Annotated in this window: 4 protein-coding genes; 2 read left to right on the plus strand and 2 right to left on the minus strand. The window is 62.2% G+C overall.

Annotated elements, in window-relative coordinates:
- Positions 1-189 precede the first annotated feature (189 nt).
- Positions 190-16401 (plus strand): amino acid adenylation domain-containing protein, encoded by a 16212-nt coding sequence (locus ACYP01_RS19305; protein WP_459681793.1) that lies wholly within the window; start codon positions 190-192, stop codon positions 16399-16401.
- Positions 16402-16751: 350 nt separating this feature from the next.
- Here the strand turns inward: ACYP01_RS19305 and ACYP01_RS19310 are convergent, their stop codons facing one another.
- Positions 16752-17321, minus strand: coding sequence for a DUF5655 domain-containing protein (locus tag ACYP01_RS19310; RefSeq protein ID WP_459681795.1), 570 nt, complete (start codon positions 17319-17321; stop codon positions 16752-16754).
- Between the two features lie 95 nt (positions 17322-17416).
- Positions 17417-18070 carry a GNAT family N-acetyltransferase gene (locus ACYP01_RS19315; protein WP_180279627.1) on the minus strand — a complete coding sequence of 218 codons (654 nt, stop codon included), beginning with the start codon at positions 18068-18070 and terminating at the stop codon, positions 17417-17419.
- Between the two features lie 124 nt (positions 18071-18194).
- Between ACYP01_RS19315 and ACYP01_RS19320 the strand changes: the two genes are divergently transcribed.
- Complete coding sequence (locus tag ACYP01_RS19320; protein ID WP_459681799.1) at positions 18195-19586, plus strand: MFS transporter; 1392 nt, start codon at positions 18195-18197, stop codon at positions 19584-19586.
- Positions 19587-19589 lie beyond the last annotated feature (3 nt).

The raw sequence follows: 19589 nt of genomic DNA on the forward strand, positions 1-19589 counted from the left end.
CTGAAGCTCCTGACGTTTGAGTGCGTGAAAGCTGCGTCGACATGTCTAGCAGTGTTGGCCCAGTGGTGAAAACTTAGACGAGACAGTAGGGTTCGGTTCGGCCGTTCGTGGTGTTCGCTCCCATGGATTCACGTGATCAGCCACCGAACGTTCGTGAAAAACAAGGCTGGTGAAATGTGAGGTGACGGGTTGAGTGCTTTTCCGTTGTCTCGGGCTCAGCTCGCGCTGTGGTTCGCGCAGCAATTGAGTCCGTCAACTCCGTTCGTGGTGGCTCAGTACGTGGAACTACGCGGACCGGTTGACGTCGACGCGCTGATCGAGGCAACGAATACGGCATGTCATGAATTGGAGTCGCCGTTCGTTCGCCTCGTCGCTACCGATGCCGAGCCGGCACAGGTCGTCGATCATTCGATCGTCGACGATCTCGCATACCTCGACTTACGCAGCGACCGCGACCCGGTTCGGCGCGCGAACGAGTGGATGACAGCGGAATACTCACGGCCACTTGACGTGATGTCTGACCGCCTGATCTCGGCAACCTTGCTTCACCTGGCAGATGAGCACTACTACTGGTACTCGCACGCCCATCACCTCGTGCTCGACGGACATGCGGCGATGACACTCACCGCTCGGGTGGCCGAGCGCTATTCGCATCTGGTTCATGGCAAGACGCTGACTCCTTTCGGTGGTCTCGGGGTAGGTGCACTGCATGACCTCGACGTCGATTACCGATCCTCGTCGCGGTATCGATCGGACGAGCAGTACTGGACGGAGATGTCCGAAGGCCTGCCCCGCCCGGTTCGCCTCGCCGACGGCGCCGGCCTGACGTCCATGCCGCAGCGCATGATGGTGCGGACACTGAATCCAACTCTTGCAAAACGGCTTTCGGATGTCGCGACCGAGTGGACTACCTCCGAGGTGGCGGTCCTCGTCGGTGCATTCGCGTCCTATCTCGGTCGCATGACTGATTCCGATGACGTAGTCCTCAGCTTGCCGGTGTCCGGCCGCACCACGGCGACGTCGAAACGTTCAGGTGGGATGCTGTCCAACATCGTGCCTGTTCGTGCGCAACTCGAACGGGATCTGTCGCCACAAGAACTGGTGCGTCAGATCTCGGTTCAAATGACCGGTGCGCTACGCCACCAGCGATTCCGCTACGAGGACATGGGCTTCCAGGAGGGTCAGGGCGGATCCCGTGAGGCGGCGGGCCCGGCCGTGAACGTCATGATGTTTCACGAAGCGATTCGGCTCGGTGACGTCGTCGGCGAATTTCACGTCCTCACATCCGGACCCACCGAAGACCTGTTCTTCAGCATTTATCCGTCGATCGCGGGGGAGAACGTTCGCCTTTCCTTCGAAGCCAATCCGCACCTCTACAGCGAACGTGACTTGGCGATGCATCATCGTCAGTTCGTTCGGCTACTCGAGGGGTTCCTCGACTCGGCTACCCGTGCGCTCGGTGACCTCCCCATCCTCTCGACGGATGAAGTGAAGGATCTGGTCCCTGCGCTAGGTCAGCGGACGGACGGATTCGCGACGCTCGATTCGGTCATCAGAGGCGGCGCAGGGCAGGGGAGTGCCGTCGCGATCCGCGAGCAAGGTGTGGACGTCACTTACGACCAGCTCGGCGCTCGCGCGGATGCACTCTGCGCCTTGCTCGTGGAGAACGGAGTCGGACGAGGCGACGTCGTCGGGATCCTCACCGGGCGCTCGACCGATTCCGTAGTTGCATTTCATGCAGTAGTGCGGGCTGGTGCTGCCCTTCTCTTCGTGGATCCTCAAACACCCTCCGAGCGTGTCGCTTTCCTTCTCGACGACGCCGACGTGTCCGTTGTGGTCGGTGGCGAACTCGTGAACGTGCCGGCCTGGGTCTGCGTCGTCAACCCCAGGGAAGACGAGACCGTCGAAGGTCCGGTGGATCGACGCGTGGGGGCGGGTTCATCTATCGCCGACCTGTCTCTGGACGACACCGCCTACGTGGTCTACACCTCTGGTTCTACCGGGCGACCGAAGGGTGTCGCGGTCACGCACCGAGGCATTGTGCCGTTGCTGCGTTCTCACACACGGCGTCTGAACATCGATAGTTCCTCCCGCGTCGCGCTCCTTGCAAACACATCGTTCGACGTGGCGATCCTCGAGATTCTGCTTGCACACGGCTGCGGCGCGACCGCAGTGATCGTTCCTCCCGGATTGATCGGCGGAGTGGACCTCGAAGACTATTTGCGACTTGAAGGTGTCACGCACCTGAACTCGACGCCATCGGTTCCGTTGACGATGGATCCTCGGGCTTTGCCGGAACTTCGAGTCTTGAACGTCGGCGGCGAGCGACCGCCGGGAGCGCTAGTGGATGCGTGGTCGAGTCACGTCGACATCGTGAATTCGTACGGGCCCAGTGAAGCAACCGTCGCGGCATTCATGAGCGAGCCGCTCGCGCCTGGTGGTGATACTCCGATCGGGCGCCCGATCGACGGCGTTTCCGCTGTGGTGTTGGATTCGTCGTTGCTGCCCACTCCGGTCGGCGCCGCGGGGGAGCTGTACGTGATGGGACACGGACTGGCGCGAGGGTACCTTTCTCCGACGCTCACCGCGGAGCGTTTTGTCGCTGCGCCCTTCGGTGCTGCCGGCGCTGGTGAGCGTATGTACCGCACCGGGGACATGGTGCGATGGAACGCTGCCGGTCAACTCGAGTTCTTGGGCCGCTCTGATCAACAAGTGAAGATCCGTGGAGTACGCGTAGAACTGGGCGAGATCGAGGCTGTGCTCCTGTCGACTCCCGGCGTTGCGCAAGCAGCGGTGGTCGAGCGATCCGGGTCGCTTGCGGCGTATGTGACCGCGGACGAAGGCGCAGCTCATCCGTTGAGCCAGACGATGGTGCTCGATCATCTGGCTTCCCGACTTCCTCGTTCCATGCTGCCGAGTTCGGTGACCATTTTGGCAGCATTGCCCGTCACGAGCCATGGAAAGACTGACCGTTCAGCGCTCCCCGAACCGGCGTCGTCCGCGCCGGTCGAGCAGCGCGCGGCGGTCAACCACCCGATCGGGTACGACGAGGAATTGATTGCCTCGGTGATGGCCGAGGTCCTCGGCGTCGGAGTTCTCGGACCGCACTCCGACTTGTTCGCCTGGGGCGGTAGTTCACTCGACGCCGTGTATGTCGCCGCGCGAGTGAGTTCCGCCCTCGGAAGACGGGTTGGTGTCAGGGACGTGTTCGGTGCCCCGACGCCGGCGCGCCTGGCCCGGGTGATCCGTGCGGGGCGGGCGGAGTGGGTGGAGGAACCCCAGCGCATTTCGGACGACCTCGTCGTGGAAATCGCACCGGCGCAACAACGCCTATGGTTACTCAATCGTCTGGATCCCCAGTCGTCGGCGTACAACATTGCGTTCGAGGTCGCGTTCAGTGGTGCTCTGGATATCGAGGCGATGAGGGTGGCGGTAGGTGACCTGACCGATCGCCATCTCGTCTTGCGTACTGTTTTCTCGTTCGACCAGAATCACGACGCGTGGCCGATCCAGGTTGCGACCGCGACTCCGGTGACTCTGATCGAGGTTGCGTCCGAGGATTACGAGGCTGCGTCAGCGGATTTGGTTGCGGCGGGTTTCGACCTGGCGACCGATACGCCTCTTCGCTTGATCCTCGCCTCCGGCAGCGATGCCGACCACCGCATGACCGTGGTTGCCCATCACATCGCCCTGGACGGCCTTTCGTTCGCGACGATCGTCTCGGACCTCATCGCGGCGTACGACGCTCGCGCCGACGGACGGTCGCCGATCTGGCCTTCGCCCGCTCTCGACTACCGCGACTATTCCGCTTGGCACAGAACCATTCTCGGTGATCCCGCGGATCCACAGAGCTTGGCAGGACGCCAGCTGGAATTCTGGTCCGACACACTCGCCGGTGTTGATCCGACTCTGGCGCTTCCCGTGGACAGATCCCGCCGGCCGGACCAACCGTCGTCGGCTCCGGACGTGACGTTCGAGTTGCCCTCACCTATCCATGCGGCGCTGAACGAGATCGCTCGCGCGCACGACTGCACAACCTTCATGGTGTTGCACGCTTGCCTTGCGATCGCACTGAGCAAGATCACCGGTGCGTCCGATGTGGTCATCGGGACCCCGACCTCCGGACGAACGCATCCTTCGTTCGACGGTGTCGTCGGTATGTTCGTCGGGACCGTCGCGCTGCGAACGCTCCTTCGCGGCGGAGACACGTTCGGTGAGTTCTTGACTCGGGTGCGCGAGGTTGATGTGGCGGCCCTGTCCAATGCCGACGTCCCGTTCGACTGGGTGGTCGACCGTGCGGTCGGTGGGGCCGTAGGCGAGAAGAATTCTTTCCTCCGAGTTGTTCTCGCTGTCGATCCGGTAGCGCCCGACTCCGAGATCGCGATGGGAACTCTGACGGTGCACGGCACTCCGCTACCCCCCGTGCACCCTCGCTTCGACCTCGAAGTGACGGTGCGCGAGGATCGTACGATTGACGGCGACGCGAGCGGTATTCGCGGCACTTTCCGATATGCCGACGATTTGTTCGATGCAGGCACCGTGCAGAGCTGGGTCGAGCGGCTTCGTCGAGTGTGTGGCTCGATTACCGAGAACTCGTCAATCATGCTGCGTGACATCGATGTTCTCAGTGTTGCGGAACGCGAAGAATTGTCGGCTCGGGTGCCGGCGCCGTCGATTGTCGCGCAGTCGCTGCCTGACCTCTTCGGGGCCGTCGCAGCCCGGCATCCGAATGCAATCGCGGTGTCGAGTGGCGATACTCGTTTCACCTATGAAGAGGTGCGAGTTCGTTCGGAGGGCCTTGCCGCTGTCTTGATCGATCGAGGAATTCGAGTCGGTGATCGCGTGGCGGTCGCCCTGCCTCGATCGGTCGACCTCGTCGTAGCCATCATCGCTGTCGTTCGCGCGGGCGCGACGTACGTACCGATCGACTTGCAGTATCCCGACGCTCGTATCCACTACGTACTTGCCGATGCAGGCCCGAAAGCGATTCTGTCGACGGACGAATCTGCTGGGCGGTTCGTTGGGTACGAGCAACTTGTCATCTTCGTGGACGAGACGACTGACGCTACGGCCGACTGGCCCGTTGCACAGTCGGAGTCCGCCGCCTACGTGATCTACACTTCCGGATCAACTGGAGCTCCCAAAGGCGTAGTGGTGTCTCAGGACAACGTGTTGGCGCTGCTCGCCTCGACCCGAGAGATCTTCGACTTCAACGCCGAAGATGTGTGGACGATGTTTCATTCGTACGCATTCGACTTCTCGGTCTGGGAGATGTGGGGTTCGTTGACCACTGGCGGATCCCTCGTGATCGTGGACGGTGATGTCGCGCGCTCACCCGAAAGATTCGCGGATCTGATTGTGCGGGAACGAGTGACCGTTCTCAATCAGACCCCGGCCGCCTTCTATGCGTTGGCGGAAGTCACGCAGGAAATGCTGCTTCCGCTCCGGACGATTGTTTTCGGCGGTGATCGCCTCGACGCCGGGCGCGTGGAGGCTTGGTTCGATCGGCACCCGGACGTGCGGGGCGTCAACATGTTCGGAATCACCGAAACCACAGTCCATGTCACCAGTTTCGATCTTGTCCCCGGTGACGAGACTGTCTCGCCGATCGGGTCCCCACTACCAGGGTTGCGCAGCTACGTACTGGACGCGTCGTTGAAGCCCGTCCCTCCGGGATCTGTCGGCGAACTGTATGTTGCGGGTCCGCAGGTGGCCGAAGGCTACTTGGGTCGACCCGCGATGACGTCTTCGCGATTCGTGCCTGAACCCGGATTCGATGGATCACGGATGTACCGCAGCGGCGATCTGGTCCGTTGGCGAGCCGGCCGACTCGAATATGTTCGCCGCGCCGACGGTCAGATGGCACTGCGCGGTTACCGCATCGAACCGGGCGAGGTCGAATCCGCGCTGTTGGCTCACACGTCGGTGGAGCAGGCCGCGGTAGTGGTGAGAGAACTCGACAGCGGGCCGACTTTGGTCGGTTACATCACCCCGGGGAGCGGACACGACCTCGACGGCGTCTTGCGGACTGCTCGTTCGTTGCTGCCCGCGCACATGGTTCCGTCGGCTTTGATGGCGCTCGCGTCATTACCGGTCACGATCAACGGCAAAATCGACCGAGCATCGTTGCCGACCCCGGTGTCTCTCACGCAGCCGACTCGGCAGTCGCGAGACTTCTTCGAGCAGACAGTCGCAGCTATTCTGAGCGATTTGATGGAAGTTCCGCATGTCGATCCGGTCCGGAACCTCTTCGATCAAGGCGCCAATTCCTTGATCGCCACTCGTCTTTCGTCGCGTCTGAACTCCGCCCTGGGCTGCAACCTCGACGTCCGCGATGTGTTCGAGCACCCATCCGTCGATCAGCTCGCAGACATCGCTGCTGCGCGGATAGGTGTAGGGCGAACCGGCGCGGAGCACGCGTCTGACGTGTCCTTGGGGCCTCGTTCGGACAACACGGAAGTGCACCTGTCAGCTTCCCAGCATCGAATGTGGATTCTGAATCAGTTGGATACAGACTCCGCCGGATACAACATCCCGATCGTGCTGCGCTTGGCAGGCGAGCTGGACGTGGTTGCGGCCGAACTGGCAATTCGTGACGTGATCAATCGCCATCGCACTCTGCGGACCGTGTACCCGGTTGTCGGCGGCGGCCCGGTTCAGACGGTGCTCGACGCCGAGGATGCGCTTCCGGCCTTTCAGCTCGAGGCACTCGACGGCGGCGACGCCGAGAATTGTGTAGCAGAACTGGTGGGTTCGGGCTTCGATGTCACCGTTGATCCGCCCGTACGTGCGGCACTTCTCCAGGTTTCACCTGTCGAGCACATCCTGGCTGTCGTCGTCCATCACATTGCCGCCGACGCTCGATCACTCGAATTGTTGGTCCGCGACTTCACTGCGGCGTACATCGCCCGCTCGGCGCAGCACGCTCCGCAGTGGTCGCCGCTCGCGCTCGAATACTCCGATTACAGTGCATGGCAAAGGGAATCGGGGATTCCCGAGACGGTACGCAGCTACTGGATGCAGGCTCTCGAAGGAGTTCCCGAGCAGGTGACGCTTCCCCTCGATCGTCCACGTTCGACGTTCGCCCGTGCGTCGAGCTGTCGGGTGGAGATCTCAGGTTCGGTACGAACGGGCCTTCAGACACTCGCACGATCGAACAACGCGACCATGTTCATGGTTGTACACGCCGCTCTCGCGGCGCTGTTGGCGAGGTACAACGGTAGCGATGACGTAGCTGTCGGCACTGTTGTGTCCGGACGCGTCACACCTGAACTCGACGAGCTGGTCGGCATGTTTGCCGGCACGATTGTTCTTCGAACCGAAGTCGATCCGTCGAACTCGTTCGGCCGGTTGGTCGAGCAGGTTCGTCAGCGTGACGTAGCGGCGTTCGCGCACGCAGAGATGCCCTTCGAATCGCTGGTCGATCTGATCGACCCACCGCGATCGCGTTCGCGACATCCGTTGTTCCAGGTGGCGCTCTCGTTCCGAACTGCTGAGACCGCCGCGTGGTCGATACCAGGGCTGGACATCACACAGATTGCTCCTGAAGTCAGGCACGCAAATTTCGATCTGCAGGTCAACGTCACGGACGAGGGGGTCGGGGGCGAACTCGGTCTCGAATTCGTCTACAACGCTGATCTATTCGATGATCTGACGGTATCGAGCTTTGCGGGCCGGTTCGAGCGCTTCCTGAATCAAGTGTCTGTCGACCCGAATGTCGCCGTAGGGCAAATCGACCTGTTGGACAGTGCGGAACGAGCTCTTCTCGTCCCCGCACACGGCGCGGTCGACCGGCCTGATCGATCTCGACTTTCCGGTACGACACTTGCCTCCATGCTGCGCTTCGGCGTCGAATCCGCCCCGGACGCTGTGGCGGTCGAGGGTGAGGGCAACACACTGACGTACCGGGAACTCGATGCCCAGTCGGATGTCGCAGCCGACGAGTTGCGCTCCCGGGGAGTTGGAGTCGACCAGGTCGCTGCTTGGACTGCAGATCGGTCGATTGCGTCGATCGTGCAACTGTGGGCAATCGCGAAGGTCGGTGCAGCTCCGGCATTGACGGACCCGGAACAGCCGCAGGCGCGAGTACGCGATGTCCTCGAAACACTGGGCACCGGAGCGATCGGCGGCCGCAACGCTGGTGGTGAAGACGCTGGTGGTGAAGACGCTGGTGGTGAGAAAGTCACCGACTCGGTGCGCGAATATTCCGAGAACCTGGCGGCCTACGTAGTTTTCACGTCAGGAACGACCGGAACCCCCAAGGCTGTGGTCGTGACCAACGGCGGGCTCGGTGTGATCGCCGAAGACCTGCCCGGTCGATTCTCGGCTAGGCCAGGTTCTCGCGTATTCCATCGCGGAGCGCCAGGATTCGACATGACGTTGCTCGAGGTGCTCATCGCGAGTGCGTCCGGGGCCACGCTCGTTCTGGCGAAGAACGAAGAACTGTTCGGCTCGGGACTCGCATCAGCACTGAGGCGCGAGCGAATTACTCATCTGTGCGCCACACCTACTGTCGTCGCCTCGATCGGCGATCCTTCGCTGCCGGACCTTTCCACGGTGATGTTCGGGGGCGAGCGACTCGGCGGCGCGTTGGCGAAGCGCTGGCAAGCCGGACGCCGAGTCATCAACGGATACGGACCTGCCGAGTCGACGATGTATTCGCTTGCTACCGAACCACTGTCGATCGAACAACTGTCGGGTGACACTCACGACGGATCGATCGGGTATCCACTGGCCGGGGTCGACGCCGTCGTGCTAGATGATCGACTCGAACCGGTGCCGCCGGGAGTCGCCGGCGAACTGTATCTCTCAGGTCGAATGCTCGCTCGCGGTTACGCCGGCCAACCGGCCCGAACTGCGGAACGATTCGTGGCAACCGGTTCAGGCGCCCGGATGTACCGGACGGGCGACCTGGTGATGTGGAAGCCGGAAAGCCCCAAATCCGAGGGAAGTACGTATCGCCTGCATTATCTCGGGCGAACCGACGTGCAGGTGAAGGTCAACGGTGTCCGGATCGAACCGGGTGAGATCGAGGCAGTCATTCAGTCTGTCGCGAACGTCGACTTCTGTGTCGTCGGGGTTCGGTCGGCCGAAGGTGGAAGTCCTCTGTTGGTCGCCTACGTGAGAAGTTCAGGTGCCGAAAGAGTTGACACAGGTCAACTTCGCGCTGCCGCCGCAGAAGTCCTTCCGACGTACATGGTTCCGCATGCCATCGTCGACATCGAGGGCGAGCTTCCGATGCGGAACGGCAAGGTCGACTTCGCCCGTCTCCCGTCGCCGACACTGGATGCTTCCCGTGCAGAGGGGCCGGCCACCGCCACCGAACGTGTTGTAGCCGGAGCTTTTGGTTCCGTCCTCGGTGGGAATGAGGACGACCGCGACGCAGACTTCTTCTCGCTCGGGGGCAACTCGCTGTCGGCCGCGGAGGTTACCTCGCTCTTGAGTAGTACTCTGGGGCTGGTTGTTCCGCTCAGGACCGTATTCGAGCATCCAACAGTTGCGGCGTTGGCAGCCCGGCTCGATTCGCTCGAGCAGAACGACTCGGTGACCGATCTTGTCCGACTGGAACCGCGCCGCGACCCCACGCCCGCACCCCTGTCACGAAACCAGCGTGCGATGTGGGTACTGAATCAGCGGAACACGGCGAGCGGCGCGTACAACCTGCCGATCTGCATCGAGATCGACGGTGAACTCGACGCGGCCGCGCTGCGTCAGGCAGCAACGGATCTTGTCGGTCGTCATGATGTCCTCAGAACCCGGTATCCGGGCACTCCACCGGTTCAGGTCGTGGATCCTCCGACCTCCGTGACAATGGAAACGCGGCTGGTCGCCGACATCGAGGTCGAGGTGCTGCTGCGAGAGTTCGGCTCGCGTGGTTTCGATGTAGCGGCAGACCTGCCGGTGCGCTGGATGCTGCTCCAGGTGTCACCGGTCAGGCACGTTCTGGCAGTGAGCTTTCATCACATCGCAGTCGACGGGGTGTCGATGCGAACGGTGGTCGGCGACCTGCTGACCGCGTACGGCAAGCGACGAGCTGGACTGGATTCGCAATGGTCTCCGTTGCCGATCCAGTACGGGGATTTTGCCGCGTGGGAGGCAGCACGTGACGTTTCCCCTGTCGTCGAGCAGTTCTGGCGCCGAACGCTCGACGGTGTGACATCTGTGTCTCCGCTGACGGTGGATCACTCTGATGGCGGGCCGGATACCGTGGCGCAGCGAGTGAACTTCGTGATACCAGCCGTCATCACCTCGGCACTGCAGGCGCGAGCCGACCGATTGAAGGTCTCGCTGTTCGCGGTGGTTCATGCGGCGTTGTCGGTGGTGCTTGCCAAGCTGAGTGGAAATCCCGATGTCGTGATCGCGACAGCTGTCGACGGACGGCGGGCGCCTCAGCTCGACGGCGTGGTCGGCATGTTCGTGGATACGGTGCCTCTTCGCCTTCGGATCGACGGGGACGTGCCGATCGATCTTCTGTTGGGTGCAGCTTTCGATGCTGATGTGGCAGCGTTCGAAAACAGCTCTGTTCCTGCCGAATTGGTTGGTGAGCTGCTCGGTGGACGAACTCCCCAGATTGCGCTGGGTCTGCAGAACTTCGCGATCCCTGCCGTGGAGGTTTCCGGTCTCACGATCGAGGCTCGCGAAATCGAGACCGCGACAACGAAGTTCCCCATGCATGTCTCGCTCGCACCCGCTGTCGACGGTTCATTGACCGGAGCGCTCATCTATGCCGCGAGCGTTTTCGATCCTTCGAGCGCCGACGCGGTTACCCGACAGCTGTCGAGAGTGCTCACCTCGATTGCCGAGGATGTGCCAGTACTCGTTTCGGATCTCGCGGTGGGCGCGGCGCCCAGTTGGACTGCTGCCGAAGTCGATTCGTCCCGCACGCTGACCGAGATCTTCGCCGCCACCGCGGCGCGATTCCCGAACAACATTGCTCTCGACGACGGACACCGCACGGTGACGTATGCCGAACTCGACTCTGCCTCGGATGCCCAAGCCTGGGAACTGGTGGCTCGGGGAGCAGGACCGGGTGCCGTGTACGAGATTCCGGCGGTACGGACTATCGCGTACCTGGTCCGAATGTTGGCGATCTCGAAAACGGGCGCGGCATTCGTGCCGATCGACCCCGACCTGCCACCGGCACGTCTGAAGCAGCTGCGCACAGTCCTCTCCGATCGCAGCCCTGTTCCCGGTCGGCAGTATCCGGATTCAGTCGCGTACGTTGTTCACACGTCCGGGTCGACCGGTGAACCGAAAGGCGTTGCAGTCACCCACCGAGGACTGGGCCTGCTGACCGACGATGCTGTCCGCAAGTACGGCGTGACTTCGGACTCGGTTGTGCTGCACGGTTACAAACCGACGTTCGATGCAGCAATCCTCGAGATGATGTTGGCGATCGGCGCCGGGGCTACCTTGGCGGTCGCTCCTCGGGAGGCTTTCGGCGGAAGGGCACTCGAAGAATTCGTCGCAGAACGCGGCGTCACTCACATGTTGTCCACTCCAGCCGTACTCGACACGATGGCTCCGGAGCGGTTCGATTCGCTCGCGGTGGTGGCAGTCGGTGGCGATGTGCTCTCACCTTCCACCGCGCGTGCGTGGAGTCGCCGCGCGCGAATGCTCAATGCGTACGGACCGACGGAATGCACGGTGGTCACCACTGTCGCAGAGGTGGATCATCGGGTCACGATCGGAGTCCCGCTCGCCGGAATCGGTGCAGAGGTGCTCGATACGCGACTGCGTCCGGTGCCGTGGGCCGGGATCGGTGAGTTGTACGTCAGCGGGCCCGGGCTTGCGATGGGCTATGCCGGAGATCCTGCCGGCACCGCCACGTCGTTCATCGCAGCACCCGGTGGGCACCGTCGTTATCGAACCGGTGATCTGGTTCATCGCCGCACGGATGACACTCTCGGATTCGTCGGACGCTCCGACCGTCAGATGAGCGTGCGAGGAATCCGCGTCGAGCCCGCCGAAATCGAATCAGCTCTGCGTCGGTGCACGGGCGTCGAGGCTGCGGCGGTTGTCCTCGTCGACGACATCGCCGTTGCGTGCGCGGTCGGCGATGGTGTGGAGGCGGATCAGCTGACAATCGAGTTGGCCGCGATGTTGCCTGCGTATCTGATGCCCGGCCGCGTCGTCGTATTGGAGTCGATCCCGCTCACGACGAACGGAAAACTGGATGCAGATGCGTTGCGGCGCCATGTGTTCGAGAGCCAGGCGCCCGATGCAGCAGTGACGGTTTCGGAGGAACTCGTCACCGCTGTCATGTCGGAACACGTGTCCGGAAGTTTCGGCGCTCTGCACAACCTGTTCGAATCAGGTGGTGATTCGTTGGCCGCGGCAGCGGTGGCAGGTCGCCTCGCCTCGATCTTCGCGCGAGATGTGCCTGTTCGCGCCGTCTTCGACAATCCGTCGCCGCGAGCGATGTCTCAGTGGCTGTCGGCGAGCGCGTCCGATGGCAAACGCCGCGAACTGACTCGACGTGATCCCGGCAAGCCGGCCCCGCTGGCGCCCTCGCAACAACGACTCTGGCTGATCAATCAGCTTCAGCCGGAATCGACTGCGTACAACCTGACGTTTGCAGCGGTCCTGGCAGACGACATCGATCGTTCGGTCTTGAGCAGCGCGCTCGGCGACGTCGTCGATCACCATGCCGTATTGCGAACTGTCTGTGTTCCGGGTGAATTCGGTCCGCAACAACTTGAAATAGACTCTGTTGCATTCGATCTCACTGCGGTATACGTCGGCGATATCCGTGCGAGCGCTTCGGCATTCGCGACTGTGCCGTTCGATCTCGAACGAGATGTTCCGTTCCGTGTGCGTGTGTTCGCCGAAAAGGCAGGAGTCGACTCTGCAGGACTGACGGTCCTGGTCATCGTTGTTCACCACATCGCGATCGACGGAGCGTCGATGGGCCCGATCCTGACCGATTTCGTGGCAGCGTTCGAGGCCAGGTCGGCAGGTCTTCCCTGGGATCGCTCGTCGGGGGAGATCAGCTACGGCGACTACAGTTTCTGGGCGAGAGAGAGCTTGGGTGACCCCGAGGATTCTCTCAGCGTGGCTCACCGGCAACTCGACTATTGGTCGGACGCACTTTGTGGCGTCGAGGATGTGTTGGCTCTACCCGTCGACAACCCCCGGAGTCCCGTGTCTTCACGATCCGAGGAGATGGTGACGGAAGTCCTCGACGGCGCCACCTACGACGCGTTGTCGGCGTTGGCTCGTTCGCATGGCGTCACGGTATTCATGGTCGTCCACAGCGTGATTGCCGTGCTGCTCGCTCGCGAGTGCGTCACGGACGACGTCGTGGTGGGAGCAGCTGTGAGTCTGCGGAACGATCCGGCGCTGCTGAGCGTCGCCGGAATGATGGTGGGTACTGTTGCATTGCGCACGAGGATCAACTCCACCGATCGCTTCGCTGCTGTTCTGGACGAGGTTCGCCGTGTCGATCTGGAAGCAATGGCGAACGCGGACGTCTCGTTCGACGACGTCGTTGCGAAGGTCGATCCGCCGCGCAGGATGAACGAGCATCCGCTGTTCACGGTCATGCTGGCGTACCGGCGAGCGCTGGAGTTGCCGCAGATCGACGGCATTACCGTCTTCGACATCGACAATTCAGGGGCGTCGACCGGTTACGACTTGACGTGGGACCTGGTCGACACCGGTGACAGTCTGACTATTCGATTGCTGTATGCGACGGACAAGTTCCGCGAGTCGACCGCGGAACTGTTCATGCAGCGGGTGAGACGTATCGCCGAATCAGTGACCGCGGAACCCGAGATTGTGATCGGGGAGATCGAACTGCTGTCCGGACTCGAACGCTCGGCGCTGACTGCTGCGAATCCTCGCCACGTCGAACCTCTGACGATTGCCGACATTTTCGAACGCGCTCTGCGTCAGGCGCCCGACGGCGTCGCGCTGGAAGAGAACGGCAGACGCTGGACTTACCGCGACCTGCACGAGGAGTCGTCGCACTGGACACGCGAGTTGGTGGTCCGAGGAATCGGACCCGACGACGTGGTGGCCGTTGCGCTCGGGCGCGGGCATCTGTGGATCGTTGCGTTGTGGGCAGTAGCGCGTGCAGGCGCAGCGTGGCTGTCGCTCGATCCGGCGCTGCCGACAGCGCGCCGGCAGACGATGGTCGAGGAATGCGGTTCGGTTGTCGGTTTGACAGCGGGAGGTGCATCCGAGAGTTTGCCCGAGTGCGTCGAGTGGGTGGCGATGGACGAATCCCGCACTGCTGGTGGCGCTGCCGAGGTATCGGCAACGCCGGCTCACCCCGACAACCTCGCCTACGTCATCTACACGTCGGGTTCCACGGGAAGACCCAAGGGCGTGGAGGTTTCACACCGCGGAATCATGAACGTCTGCACCGCACACGCCGAGATCGCCGAGCTCGAGCGTGGCCCCCGAGTCCTGCAATTGGCGTCGTCGACCTTCGACGCGTCGGTGATCGAGATCCTTCTCGCGGCTGCAGGGTGTGGAACGCTGATTCTGACTCCCGACTTCGTCTACGGGGGAGAAGAACTCACGAATCTGCTGATAGCCGCCGACGTAACACATCTGATCGTGACGCCGACGGTCCTGGCGACAGTCGATCCGGATGCAGTGCAACCGTTGATCGTCGAATCGATGGGGGAGCCGCTCTCTGCGCGCCTTGCGTCGGCGTGGTCACCCCGACATCGCATCGTCAACGGATACGGACCGACCGAATCAACGATCGCGGCATCGATTTCCGCACGGATCACTGACGCGGACGTCACTGTCGGCACTCCAGTCCCTGGTACGACAGCATTTGTTCTCGATCAGAGGCTCCGACCGGTTCCGGATGGCGTTGCGGGAGAACTGTTCCTCGCCGGTGAGAATGTGGCACGGGGGTACGTCGCTTCCCCGGCTCTGACGTCCGAGCGCTTTGTTGCCAATCCTCATGCGGTGGGGACTCGGATGTATCGCACGGGTGACCTCGTGCGTCGTAGGCGTCACGACCGAGCGCTCGAGTACCTGGGTCGCAACGACGCGCAGGTGAAGGTGCGGGGTGTCCGCGTGGAACCGGCGGAGGTCGACGCGGCTCTGTCAAGCCATGGAGCAGTGGCCTTCTCGGTAACCGTTGTCTGTGACGACGGGCACGGATCCGCTGAGCTCCGTTCGTATGTGACGTTGGCGGAAAACGGTTCGGCGACGGAATCGGAGCTTCGCGGGTTCGTCTCCGGCCTGCTGCCGAAGCACCTGCTGCCTTCGTCGGTGACGATAGTGGGCGAGGTACCGTTGCTCGCTTCGGGGAAGATAGACGCAGCGGCACTTCCTGCTCCTTCACCGCAGCCAGGGTCGAGTGTGGATCGACCCATCTCGGATACCGAACGTCACGTGGCACAGGCATTCGAGGGCGTGACCGGCGCGAAATCGGTCGGCCGCTACGACGACTTCTTCGAGCTCGGCGGGACATCGATGGGTGCAGTTCGAGTGGCTACGCGCTTGCGTGAGAGCCTGAACAGGGAATTCCCGGTTCAATGGATTTTCACCGACCGAACTGTGGCGGAGCTTGCCTCTCGGATGGATCTCGTTCATGCCGATGTCTTCGAGGGTGATTCGCTTCGTTCGGATCCGCTGGACACGGTCGTCATGCTCGGCGGCGACCCCGATGACCAACGGCCGCCGTTGTTCTGTGTGCATCCGGTCAGCGGAATTGCCTGGTGCTACGCCGGACTCGTCGGTCAGCTGCGGGGTCGACGGGTGTACGGCATCCAGGCAACGGGAGCAGGTGAATTGCCAGGCACGGTGGCGGAGTTGGCGTCGGGGTACGTCGATGCCGTACGGACGGTGCAGCCGTCGGGTGAATACCATCTACTGGGTTGGTCTGCCGGCGGAACGATCGCGCTCGAGATGGCGAGCCAGCTCGAAGAGGCCGGCGATCTGGTCGGTTCGGTTGTCATGCTCGACGCGCTGTTACCGGAGATGATGCCATCGGTACAAGCGGCTCCGAAACCTTCCGAACTGTTCGCGCAGATCGGGCTATCCGAGGTTGAAACTGAAACTGCAGCACTGACTTTCACAGACGTTGCGGCAGAGATCCGAAGGCAGACCGGTATGGATTTCCTTTCCGATACGGTACTCGAATCCGTAGTGGGTCGGGTGGAAAAACTGTCGCGAATCGTTCGGGACCACACGCCGAGCCACTATTTCGGGTCAGTGGAACTGTTTGTGGCGCAGCATGATCTGCCTGAACATCGTCACCTGGTCGAAAGGTGGTCCGAACTGGTGGGGCCGTTGCGGGCGTACCTGGTCGACTGCTCCCACTCGGAAATGTCGAGCACTGAGGTGTTGGCGGAGGTCGCCCAAGTTCTCGTCGGCTATCTCGAAGGTGTCGATTCGGATTCGAAGGATCGCAATCATACTGGGGTGCAGTAGATCTAACGGGCCGGGACTTTGGTCCGGAATTGTCACTCCCGTGGTCCCCTTGCTTCAGTTCCGCAAGTAGAATCTGTAGCATTTCCCTTGTGGCAGTAAGCCATTCAGAAACTATCTCCGGAGGATCGTATGTTGGGTTCCCTTTTTTCCATCAGCTCTGAAATCGGTGTTCCGTCCGTCGACGCGCTCTTCGAGGCTGCTCGGACCATCATCGGCGCGCTCTTCGGCCTGAGCTGACACGTCGCAGCGACCTTCCCCCGCGGTGAAGAAAGTCCCTGTTCTCCGACAAGGAGAACAGGGACTTTCGTGCAGCCTGCAGGTGAGCGTTTGCGTGGCGGTGAGTGAGTGACCTACCGGCCGTTCTGTTGATACGCGATCGCTGTCAGCAATCCGACTTCGTCGTTCACGTCTGCGGTGCTGCTGAGCCCGATCTTGTGGGTCGACTGCCCGGGAGCTTTGGCCGGCACAAGAAGTTCGGATTCGGGGGCCTCGACAAAACGTAGTCCGAGGTCGACTCGGGCCTTGGTGGCCGCTGCGATGGCGGCGAATTGGCGAGCGCGAACGAAGGGTGTGTAGGTTCCGCGGCCTTCGACCCGAACATCGGCTCCAAGTTCTTCGATCAGACGTCGGGCTGCATCGAAGATCGGCCGCAGTGCTGCCTTCGGGCCGCTGTACTGCTGGTCGATGTATCGCTCGACGGTCGGCTCCACCCATCCGGACTGTTCGGCAGTCTCGAATGCAATTGCCCACTGCGAGTTCTGCGGTACACCGTGCTCTGCTTTCAGCCACTTGCGCACTTCGTTCTGATCGAGCGGGTCGACCCCGGACGTCCGTACGGCCTCAACCCATTCTTCGAGGGTGCGCCCGGTACGGTCGCGCATGGACGAGGTGACTGCGGCCATCATGTCGGAGGGTTCCATGTGTCTGTTCTACCGGTTGTCGCTGGTCTTCCGGTTGTCACTGGTCTTCCGGTTGTCGCTGCTCTCTCGGTTCTCACGGTGCACGGGTAGCTCGCTCAGTCGATGCCGAGCATCGTCTTGAACGCGCGCACGCCGGTCACTTCGACGGGATACGGCGGTGCGACAAAATCTTCGCGGCTGAGGGTGAAGAGACGACGCACGGTCATGCGACCGTCGGCAGCCAACTCCTCTACTGTGCCGTCTGCGCGGTACCCGACTTTGGTGGACACCGTGATCGAGGCGGGGTTGTCCGTGAATGCCGACGACACGACGCTTCGTGCGCCCAAAGAGTCGAATGCGAATGCGCAGATTGCCTGTCGGGCGAGAGTGCCGACACCCCGGCCTTGGAACCCGCGTCCGATCCACGAGCCGGTTTCACCGGTACGACTGGTAGGAAAGTCCGTCGCGGCGAACGCCTGGCAGCCGACGATTTCTCCGTCGACGACAATGGCTGTTTCGAATTTCCAGTCGGTCATGGTCATCGCTCCGCGGACCGACCAGTGGTATTGGATGAATCTGCGCGACACTTCGTCGGGAGTGCCCACCGTCCAGGGGACGAGAAACGGCATCTGTTCGGCAGGGTGAATGCCGGCTCGGACCAGCGCAGTGAGTTCGGGGAAATGATCGTCGCGCACAGGGAGCAAGGTGATGGGCCCACACGTGATCGTGACTCCGTACGGAGGCCAGATCTCTCGCAGTGGGTCAACCATCGTCTTCAGACCTTCGTTTCGTGTGCGAATCGGGTCACAGTCTGGCATGCCAGGCACGTCCGAGTGAGCGACTTCTGGTCATCGGGATTCTTTTGCCCTCGCGGTACGGAGTCGTGACATTAGTGTGTGGACGGTGACTACAGACAAACCGGTACGTCTTCGTGAAGGTAGATCGCCTGACAGGCTTTCGCGTGGTGTGGTGGCCGGATACGCAGCGGGAAGTGTCGGTACGGGTGGATTCGGTGTTCTGCCAGGTCTGGTACTGGCGTACTACCTGACCGACACGCTCGGCGTTGCCGCGGCGCTCGCGTCGCTTGTGGTCATTGTCCCGAAAATCGCCGACGTCCTGATCGATCCGCTGATCGGGTCGATCAGCGACCGAAGCTCTCATCGAACTGGTACGCGAGTGCCACTCATGCTCGCAGGCGCTCTGGGACTGCCGTTGCTCTTCATTCTCACGTTCTCGGCCCCGGTGTCGGCCGGCCCCGGAGTCGGGGCGATGTGGGTGCTCGTCTTCTTCCTGCTCGCGGCGAGTGCCTACAGCCTCTTTCAGGTGCCGTACATCGCGTTGCCGACCGAGTTGACCGGCGATTACCACGAGCGCACCCGGTTGGTATCGGTTCGAATTGCGGTGTTGGCCCTGACAATTCTGGTCGTCGGCGCCGGCGGACCCGAGCTCCGCGACGCTGCCGGGGGCGGAGCACGCGGTTATCTGGTCATGGCGATCGGGGTGTCGGCGCTGATGTGCGGGGCAATGATCTGGGCAGTTCGCGGAGCCGCGCGCCACACGGTGACTCACGCGGACGCGCCGGTCGGCTCGTTGCTCTCGCAGTACCGGGACGGGTTCGACGCGATACGACATACCCGCGCGTTCCGATTGCTGGTCATCGTCTTTGTGCTCCAAGCTCTTGCCACCGCTGTGATGTTGGCGGGTGCGCAATATCTGGCGACCTATGTGATGGGCAACGAAGGTGCGCTCACCGGTCTGTTCGTTGCACTCGTCGGACCAGCTCTCGTCGTCATGCCGTTGTGGTACCGGTTCTCGCATCGGTACGGAAAGCTTCGCGGTTACGTCGTGTCCTCGGTTCTGTTCGTGGTCGCGACGGCGTTGTTGACGCTTGCGGCTGTCGACGCCGGTTCGTGGATCTACGGTGCCGTCGCGCTTGCCGGCGTCGGCTATGCCGGCATGCAGGTGTTCCCGCTGGCGATGCTTCCGGACGTCATCGAGGACGACGCGCGAATCGGTGGGCGCCAACGCGGTGGTTCGCTCAGTGGCATCTGGACAGCCTCGGAAACCGCAGGTCTTGCCCTGGGTCCCGCGGTGTTCTTGGGTGTACTCGCGGTCACCGGGTTCGTCTCGAAAACTGCGGGCGAGACTGTCGTGCAACCGGAATCGGCGCTGACCGGAATTGCCCTTGGCTTCTCGGTCGTGCCGGCGATCCTGGTTGCGATCAGCCTGGTCGTATTGCGGAATTACCGCACCGAACAAGAATCCACTCACGAGAACGAAAGGTGAACG

The organism is Rhodococcus sp. no. 34, assembly GCF_054589475.1.

Coding starts and splice junctions, on each gene's coding strand:
- ACYP01_RS19310 (WP_459681795.1), bottom strand. CDS start 17,321: ATGGAACCCTCCGACATGATGGCCGCAGTCACCTCGTCCATGCGCGAC.
- ACYP01_RS19315 (WP_180279627.1), bottom strand. CDS start 18,070: ATGGTTGACCCACTGCGAGAGATCTGGCCTCCGTACGGAGTCACGATC.